We start from the raw sequence: 8556 nt of genomic DNA on the forward strand, positions 1-8556 counted from the left end.
GCGCCCGCGCGCCCGCGCCCCCGCGCCCGCGCCGCGGCGGCCCTACTTCCGCGTCACCCAGCGCGCCCGGACGGCCAGCCCCACCCGGAGCACGGCACGCAGCGGCCACAGCCACCACGCCCGGTACTTCCGCGACAGGAACCGGTAGGCGCTCCGGTGGTGCTCGATCTCCATGCGGCGGCGGTTCGACGAGGTCGAGTGCGCCCCGGTGTGCGTGACCACGGCACTCGGCACGTACACGTTCGTCCGTCCGGCGAGCCCCACGCGCTGCCCGAGGTCGACGTCCTCGAAGTACATGAAGTACGTCTCGTCGAAGCCGCCGAGCTCGCGGAACAGCGACGTCCGGATGAGGAAGCACGCGCCGGACAGCCAGCCGGCCTCACGCTCGACGACCTCGGTGGTGGACCAGTACCGCTGGCTCCACGGGTTCGCCGGCCAGAAGCGTGAGAACGCCGCGTGCCCAAGGCCGGTCCGCAGTGACGGGAGCTGGCGGGCCGAGGGGTAGGTGTCACCCTGCTCGTCGAGGATCCGGGGACCGAACGACCCGCCGGACGGCAGCCGGTCGGCCGCGGCGACGAGTTCGTCGACGGACCCCGGCGCGAGGACGACGTCGGGGTTCGTGACGAGCAGGAACTCCGGCCGGACGTCGGGCAGCACGTCGTCGAGCGCGGCCAGGGCGGCGTCGATGCCGCCGCCGTAGCCGCGGTTCCCGCCGGAGGACACCACGACCGCCCCGTACGACTCGCCGATCGCCCGCAGCGCGTCGAGGTCGGCCGAGCCGTTGTCCGCGATGACCACGGCCACGGGGTCGCTGGACGCCCGAGCGATGCTCTCGAGGAACGGCCGGATCGTCTCGCCCGTGTTGTACGTGACGGTGAGCACCGCGACCCGGGTCATCGGACGCCCCCGGCGACGGCCCGGTAGGCGTGGGTGTGGACGGCGGCTGTGGCCTCCCACGTGAACGAGGCGGCCCGCGCCAGTGCGGAGGCCCGGTGGGCCGTGGCGAGCGCGGGGTCGTCGAGCAGCGACGCCATCGCAACGGCGAGGTCCTGCGCGGAAGGCTCGGTGTAGACGGCCGCGTCGCCGCCGACCTCCGGCAACGACAGGCGCCGGGTCGTCAGCACGCACGCGCCGGTCGCCATCGCCTCGACCACCGGCAGGCCGAACCCCTCGCCGAGGGACGGGTACACGACGAACTCCGCGCCGCCGAGGAACCCGGAGAGGTCCTCGAGTGGCAGGTACCCGGCCTCGATCACGTGGTCGGCGTCCTGCAGCGCGTCGAGCCGTTCGATCGCGGCGTCGTCCCACCCGCGTGCGCCGGAGAGCACCAGCCAGGGGGTGTCCGACCCCGTGAGCGCCCGGGCGTCGCGGACGGACGCGTAGGCGTCGAGCAGCGCGGTGACGTTCTTGCGCGGCTCGATCGTGCCGAGGAACGCGATCCACGACGCGTCGTCCGGGAGGGTCGCGGCGATCCGGGCGTCCTCGACCTCGGCGGTGGAGGGCTCGTGGAACACGGTCCGGTCGACCCCGAGCGGGGCCACCCGGACGTCCGCACGGATGCCGGGGACCACGCGCCGGGCCTCCGTCGCGGTGGCGGCGCTCGGCACGATGACCACCGGACGGGTCCGCAGCGATCGACGGCTCCACCACGTGAAGAACGTCCGCTTGAGGCGCGAGTGCCACTCGGGGTTCGAGAAGAACGTGGCATCGTGCAGCGTCACCACGGAGCCGCGGCGCCACGAGAACGGGAAGGTGTAGTGCGGGGAGTGCAGCACCGTGGCGCCGAGACGTCGACCGAGCGCCGGCAGCCCGGTCTGCTCCCACAGGAAGCGCAGCGGCACGGAGTCCGTCCACGCCGGTGCCGTGTGCAGCGTCAGGTGCGGTGCGATCTCGCGGAAGTGCGCGGCGTGCACGGGCCGGACGACGAGGTGCACGTCGAGCGCCGGGTCGGTGAGGTGCGACACGACCCCTTCGACGTAGCGGCCGACGCCGCCGAGGTTGCGCGGTACCGCGGTCCCGTCGATGAGGACGGTGGTCTGCGGCACGCCTGGTTCCTTCCGGCCGGGGACGCCGCGGCCGGGACCGGCGACGGGGGAGACCCCAGGATAGCCCGGTCCGCTCATGCGTCCGGGTCCACGGCGCTCCGCGGGACGGACGCGACCCGCGTCTCGCGGAGCCGCCGCGCGAGGTGCGCGGGGAGGTGCCCCGTCACGTCGGCCAGTGCTGCCAGGACGAGCCGCGCCTCCCGTCTGGTGCGACCGGACCGCAGTCCCAGCAGGCCGCGCCCCGTGGTCCGGACCGCCGCCCGCAGGACCGTCCGCCACGGCGCGTGCCACAGGGCGACGACCAGTCGGTTGCGGGCGTTGCGGAAGACGAAGAGGTCGCTCTGCACGCCGGACGACGCCGAGTGGTCGTGCTCGACGACCGCGCCGGCCGCGTACTCGACCCGCCATCCGCGACGGCGGAGCCGCCAGGCGAGCTCGGTGTCCTCGTAGTACATGAAGAGCGACTCGTCGAGGAGCCCGACGTCGTCGAGCGCGGGCCTCCGGAGTGCGGAGGCGCCGCCCGAGAACCCGAAGACCTCGCGGTCCGCCGTCCGGTCGGCTGCGCCGAACCAGTCGCGGTCCATGCCGTTGCCGTCGCGGTCGACCCGGACGCCCGTCGAGTTGAGGCGGACCTCGCCGTCCGCGTCGGGCACCCACAGGTGGCCGGCGTGGTCGCGGAGCGCGCGTCCGGCGGGGACCGCTGATCCGGCCTGGAGGCGCGACCAGCGCCCGGCGAGCACGATGCGGCCCGTCACGGCCGCCACGGCCGCGGGGGCGGCGTCGAGGTGGTCGCGGAGGGCCGCGACGAAGCCGGGAGCGGGCTCGGCGTCGTTGTTGAGGAGCACGACGACGTCGGCGTCCGCGTGCCGGATGCCCGTGTTCGCCCCGGCGGCGAACCCGCCGTTCGTGTCGCGGACCAGCACCGTCGCGTCCGGCAGTTCGCGGCGGAGCACGGCGACGGAGTCGTCCGACGACCCGTTGTCCACGACGATGACCTGGTCGGCCGCTCCGTCGTCGAGCACGGCGCGGGCGGCCCGGACGGTGAGGTCCGCACGGTTCCAGTTGACGACGACGACCGCGGTGCGGGAGGCGCCGTCGGGGCGCGTCAGTCGAGCTCCTCGATGGAGGGCTTCGCGTAGACGCTGCCGACGGCGTCGCCGAACGACGGGACCTCGAACGAGTCGCACTCGGGCAGGTCGTGCAGGTGCCGGCCGGCCGAGTCCATCATCGACACGTTGATGAAGTACTTGCCGGTGCCGAAGTTCGTGTCCGTGATGCGGAGCCGGAGCTTCCGGCGCCCGTGCAGCGGCTCGAGGTGGACCCCCATGATGCCGGTGGTGGTGCCGTAGACGACCTGGCCGGCGGTGTTGTTGATCTGGACGGCGGCCTCCCAGTCGGCGACGCCGTCGAGGTGCTCGAACTCCATGTCGACGACGAGGTCGTCACCGGGCAGGACGTCGGCGCGGTGCTCCTTGCCGTCGGCGTGGACGGTCGCGCCGAGGACGGTGCCGCGACCCACGGCGACGTCGGCGCTGAGCTCGCCGGAGCGGCGCTCCTCGAGCACGTCGCGGAACTTGCTGACCGCCTGCACGGCGTCGCCGTCGTGCAGCACCTTGCCCTTGTTGAGGAGCACGACGCGGTCGCACATCTCCTGGACCTGGCTGAGCGAGTGCGTGACGATGATGATCGTCTTGCCCTGCTCCTGGAACGAGCGGATGCGGTCGAGGCACTTGCGCTGGAACGCCTCGTCGCCGACGGCGAGGACCTCGTCCACGAGCAGCACGTCGGGGTCTGTGTGCACGGCCACGGCGAAGGCGAGTCGCACGTACATGCCGGAGCTGTAGAACTTCACCTGGGTGTCGATGAAGTCGCCGATGCCGGAGAACGCGAGGATGTCGTCGAACCGCGCCTCGGTCTCCTTGCGGCTCAGGCCGAGCAGCGACGCGTTGAGGTAGACGTTCTCGCGACCGGACAGGTCCGGGTGGAAGCCGGCGCCGAGCTCGAGCAGCGCGGCGAGACGCCCCCGGCGCGAGACCGTTCCGGACGTGGGCTGGATGATCCCGCCGATGGCCTTGAGCAGCGTCGACTTGCCGGAGCCGTTCTGGCCGATGAGCCCGACGGTCGTCCCGGCCTGGATCGACACGGTGACGTCGTCGAGCGCCCAGAAGTCCTGGCGGTGCTTGCGACCGGCGCGGCCGAGCGTCACGATGCGCTCACGGATGGTGTTGTCCTTGCGGACGGTGAACCGCTTCCGGACGTGGTCGACGACGATGACGTCGGGGCGCTCGTCACCGCGCTGCTCGGCGGCGGGTGCGACGGGAGTGCTGATGGCCATGGTCTAGAGCTCCTGCGCGAAGTTGCCCTGCAGGCGCGAGAACACGCGCTGCGCGCCGATGAGGCAGAACAGGCCGATGACGAACGCGATGCCGAGTCGGAGCATGAGGTGGTCCGGGTAGACGACCTTCGCCGGGTCGTGCAGCCAGATGGCGTTCTGCATCCCGAGGACGGACAGCGTGAGGGGGTTGTTCGTGTAGACGGCGAGGATCCAGTCGACCTTGAGCCGCTGCACGACCATCGAGTACGAGTAGACGATGGGAGACGCCCAGAGCAGCACCATGAGCCCCACGTCGATGAGGAACTGCACGTCGCGCAGGTAGACGTTGAGTGCAGCCAGCACGAGGCCGATCGCGGCACCGTAGACGAGGATGACGAGCAACGACGGGATGAGGTAGACGAGTCCCTCGTGCCAGGGGAACACCCCGATGACCAGGGTCGCAGCGATGAGGATGGCGAACTGGATGACGTAGTTCACCAGCGCCGCGCCGACGCTCGCGAGCGGGAAGACCTCGCGTGGGACGTAGACCTTCTTGATCAGGCCGCTGTTCCCGACGATCGAGCTGGTGGAACCGGCGACGATCTCGCTGAAGAGCGTGTAGGCGCTCAGACCGGTGAAGACGTAGATCGCGAAGTTGTCGATGCCCTTGGCCGCGCCGAGGATCTGCCCCATCACGAAGTAGTAGATGAGGAGCTGGGTCAGCGGCCGCACCAGCGTCCACACGAACCCGAGCGCCGAGTCCTTGTACCGCGCCTTGAGGTCGCGGCGCACGAGCATGCCGAGCATCTCGCGCTGCCGGAAGACGTCGCGCAGTTCTCGCCAGGTTCCTCGGATGGCACTCGTCGGAGCGCCGACCACGACCAGGGGCTCCTTCGCGAGCGCGGCCATGCGGGCTTGATCGACCATGTGTCTCTTCGTTCGTGGGGCAGGACCGGGACAGCATACTCGGCGGGCCTGCGGGCCGGGCAGCGCGCAGCGGACTGGGCGACAGGCGTCGCGCACCCCCGTGCGGGGGTGAATGTGCGCGATAACAACCCTCAACCTTCACTTTGGGGTTACCGTTGACGCAACCCGGACCCTTGTCAACATCCACAGGACGGCCCGTCAGCATGCACTTCGCGTCACGGCCGATCGCTGCGTTCGCGGTGGTCGGTGTTCTCAGTCTCCTCATGGCGGGTTGTACCGCCGGGGGAGACGACGACCCCACCGCGTCCCCGACGCGCTCTGCCACACGGACTCCGTCGGCGTCGGCGACAGCCACCCAGGGCCCCTCGTCGACCCCGTCGCCGAGCAGCTCCGACGACGCGGACGACAGCCCCTCGGCGTTCCCCGGCTCCGGGCAGACGACCGAGCCCGACGACGACCCGTCGGACTTCCCGGCCACCGCCGTCGTCACGTACGCCGGGTGGGACGCCGGCAGCCGGACGCTCCAGGCCGGCGGGCTCGTCTCGGGGACGACGAACACCTCGGGCACGTGCACCTTCACCGCGACGAAGAGCGGGGTCACGCGGACCCTGACCAGCACGGCGGAGGCCAGCGCGTCCTCGGTCAACTGCGCGCAGGTCGCGTTCCCGGCGGCGCAGGTGTCCAGCGGCACCTGGTCCATCACCCTCGACTACCGGGTCGGCGCACAGTCGACCACGTCCGACCCGATGACGGCGGAGGTGCCGTGATGCGATCCATCCGAACCCAGGGGCGACGACGCCCGCTGCGGTCGTCCCTCGCCCTCGTGGCCGCCCTCGCGGTGGCCGTGAGCGGCCTGACGTTCGGCACGGTGCTGTCCGAGCAGACGACGACGGAGTCGGCCTCGGCCGCGACCGCCGCGTCGTTCGACCCGGGCAACATCATCAGCGACGTGAACTTCTACAACGGGTCGGCGATGAGCTCGTCGTCCGTGCAGTCGTTCCTCAACAGCGTCGCCCCGAACTGCAAGCAGGCGTCCGGCGGCCCGGCGTGCCTCAAGAACTTCTCGCAGAACATGAGCGGGATCGCGGCCGTGTCCGGTCGGTGCTCCGCCATCAACGGCGGCGTGAAGTCGGCGGCCACGGTCATCGCGCAGGTCGGCGCCGCGTGCGGCATCAGCCAGAAGGTCCTGCTCGTGCTCCTGCAGAAGGAGCAGGGCATCGTCACGACGAACAGCCCGACGAGCTACATGTACCTGCACGCCACCGGGTTCGCGTGCCCGGACACCGCGCCGTGCGACCCGAAGTACTACGGCTTCGGCCAGCAGGTGTACGCCGCGGCGCTGCAGTTCAAGCGCTACCAGGCGTCGCCGACCTCGTGGGCGTACCAGGCGGGCCGCAACAACTCGATCCTCTACAACCCGAACGCCGCGTGCGGCCGCAAGACGGTCTACATCAAGAACCAGGCGACCGCCGGGCTGTACATCTACACGCCGTACACCCCGAACACCGCCGCGATGAACAACCTCTACGGCACCGGTGACAGCTGCTCGGCCTACGGCAACCGGAACTTCTGGCGCATGTACACCGACTGGTTCGGCTCGCCCACCGGCGGCAGCTCGCCCGCCGGGCACGTCGACTCCGCGTCCGCCGGGTTCCGGCAGGTCACCGTGAGCGGCTGGGCGTACGACCCCGACGTCGCGACCAGCCCGATCCGGGTGGCGTTCTACGTGGACGGCGTCGGCAAGAAGACGATCACCGCCGACGGCGCGCGCTCCGACCTCGGCAGCCAGCTCGGTGCCGGCAACACCAGCCACGGCTTCACCACGACCCTGACCGGGATCTCCGGGGGCAGCCACAACGTCTGCGTGTTCGGCATCAACCAGGGTGCCGGCGCCAACGCGCTGCTCGGCTGCCAGCAGGTGACCGTCCGGACCGGCGCGCCGTTCGGCAAGCTCGACCAGGCCACCCTCGCGGCGGACACGCTGAGCGTCCGCGGCTGGGCGATCGACCCGGACACGAAGTCCTCGATCCCCGTGCAGCTCCGCGTCGACGGCGTGGCGAAGAAGGCCTGGACCGCCAGTGCCTCGCGCACCGACGTCGGGAAGATCTACCAGGGCTGGGGCGACGCCCACGGCTACTCCGCGAGCATCAAGGGCATCGGCGCCGGCAAGCACACGATCAGCACCTGGGCGAAGGACACCTCCACCGGGAAGTGGACGCAGCTCGGAGCGAAGACCGTGACGAAGGCCAGCGGGTCGCCGTGGATCGTCATCGACGAGGCGTCGTCGACCGCTCCCGGCAAGCTCAAGATCCGCGGCTGGACGGCCGACCCGGACACGGTCGCGCCATTGCGCGTCCACCTCTACCTGGACGGCAAGGCCCTGACCTCGTTCACCGCCGACCAGACCAAGGCAGGGCTCGACAAGGCGCTGCCGGGCTACGGCGACGACCACGCGATCCTGTTCACGCGCAGCAGCGTCCCGGCCGGCAAGCACCAGCTCTGCATCATCGCGATCAACGTCGGTCCCGGCGGCAACAGCAACGTCTGCACGACGTTCCAGACGCCGACCGGTCCGCCCAAGGTGAAAATCGAGTCCGGTTCGTCCCCGACGCTCGGCTCGCTGCAGGTCAACGGCTACGCGGTCGACCCGGACACGGTGCAGCCGATCGGCGTGACCTACACGGTGGACGGCAAGAAGGTCACCACCGGCACGGCCGACCAGGTGAGCGCCACCGCGGCGAAGGCGTACCCGGGGTACTACTCGAAGCACGGCTTCCAGGCCGCCCTCACCGGCATCGGCCCGGGCAAGCACACCGTGTGCGTCGTCGGGACGAACGTCGGGGGTGGGAAGGACGCCAGCGCCTGCAGCACGGTCGCGATGACGTCCGGCAACCCGGTCCTGCTCCTCGACGAGGTGTCGTCGCCGGCGGCCGGCCAGGTGAAGGTCCGTGGCTGGACGATCGACCCGGACACCGCGTCCCCGATCCAGGTGCACGTGTACGTGAACGGTGCCGGAGCCAAGTCGATCACGGCGAACGAGGCCAAGGCATCGCTCGGCACCACCTACGGCGGGTACGGGGCGAACCACTCGTTCTCGACGACGGTGTCCGGCTACAAGGCGGGCAGCACGCAGGTCTGCGTCTACGCGATGAACACCGGTGCGGGGGCGAACACCACGCTGTGCCGGACGATCACCGTGAAGTAGTGGGCTGACGGCCCGACCGGGCGCGACGCATGACGGGAGGCGCCCCACCAGCTGGTGGGGCGCCT

7 protein-coding genes are annotated in these 8556 nt (G+C 71.0%); 2 read left to right on the forward strand and 5 right to left on the reverse strand.

Annotation, left to right across the window (positions count from 1 at the left end):
• Positions 1-42 precede the first annotated feature (42 nt).
• The 5 genes from Q7F20_RS16600 to Q7F20_RS16620 form a co-directional block, all read right to left on the reverse strand.
• The gene (locus tag Q7F20_RS16600; protein WP_305741176.1) at positions 43-897 is read right to left on the reverse strand and encodes a glycosyltransferase family 2 protein; all 855 of its coding nucleotides are present in this window, start codon (positions 895-897) and stop codon (positions 43-45) included.
• Positions 894-2045, reverse strand: coding sequence for a glycosyltransferase family 1 protein (locus tag Q7F20_RS16605; protein ID WP_305741177.1), 1152 nt, complete (start codon positions 2043-2045; stop codon positions 894-896). The genes Q7F20_RS16600 and Q7F20_RS16605 overlap by 4 nt, the downstream gene beginning before the upstream one ends.
• 74 nt (positions 2046-2119) lie before the next feature.
• Positions 2120-3232, reverse strand: a complete 1113-nt coding sequence (locus Q7F20_RS16610; RefSeq protein ID WP_305741178.1) for a glycosyltransferase family 2 protein — start codon at positions 3230-3232, stop codon at positions 2120-2122.
• The gene (locus Q7F20_RS16615; protein WP_305741179.1) at positions 3151-4380 is read right to left on the reverse strand and encodes an ABC transporter ATP-binding protein; all 1230 of its coding nucleotides are present in this window, start codon (positions 4378-4380) and stop codon (positions 3151-3153) included. The genes Q7F20_RS16610 and Q7F20_RS16615 overlap by 82 nt, the downstream gene beginning before the upstream one ends.
• A 3-nt stretch (positions 4381-4383) precedes the next feature.
• Complete coding sequence (locus Q7F20_RS16620) at positions 4384-5286, reverse strand: ABC transporter permease (RefSeq protein WP_070418482.1); 903 nt, start codon at positions 5284-5286, stop codon at positions 4384-4386.
• A 263-nt stretch (positions 5287-5549) separates the two neighbouring features.
• Here Q7F20_RS16620 and Q7F20_RS16625 point away from each other — a divergent pair, with 263 nt between their 5' ends.
• Both Q7F20_RS16625 and Q7F20_RS16630 read left to right on the forward strand, forming a co-directional pair.
• Positions 5550-6053 (forward strand): hypothetical protein, encoded by a 504-nt coding sequence (locus Q7F20_RS16625; protein ID WP_305741180.1) that lies wholly within the window; start codon positions 5550-5552, stop codon positions 6051-6053.
• On the forward strand, positions 6053-8491 hold the full coding sequence (locus Q7F20_RS16630) for a hypothetical protein (protein ID WP_305741181.1): 2439 nt from the start codon (positions 6053-6055) through the stop codon (positions 8489-8491). Before Q7F20_RS16625 ends, Q7F20_RS16630 begins: the two co-directional genes overlap by 1 nt.
• The last annotated feature ends 65 nt before the right edge of the window (positions 8492-8556 follow it).

This window comes from Curtobacterium sp. A7_M15 (assembly GCF_030705415.1).
Lineage (GTDB): Bacteria > Actinomycetota > Actinomycetes > Actinomycetales > Microbacteriaceae > Curtobacterium.

Coding starts and splice junctions, on each gene's coding strand:
- Q7F20_RS16600 (WP_305741176.1), bottom strand. CDS start 897: ATGACCCGGGTCGCGGTGCTCACCGTCACGTACAACACGGGCGAGACG.
- Q7F20_RS16615 (WP_305741179.1), bottom strand. CDS start 4,380: ATGGCCATCAGCACTCCCGTCGCACCCGCCGCCGAGCAGCGCGGTGAC.
- Q7F20_RS16620 (WP_070418482.1), bottom strand. CDS start 5,286: ATGGTCGATCAAGCCCGCATGGCCGCGCTCGCGAAGGAGCCCCTGGTC.
- Q7F20_RS16625 (WP_305741180.1), top strand. CDS start 5,550: ATGGCGGGTTGTACCGCCGGGGGAGACGACGACCCCACCGCGTCCCCG.
- Q7F20_RS16630 (WP_305741181.1), top strand. CDS start 6,053: ATGCGATCCATCCGAACCCAGGGGCGACGACGCCCGCTGCGGTCGTCC.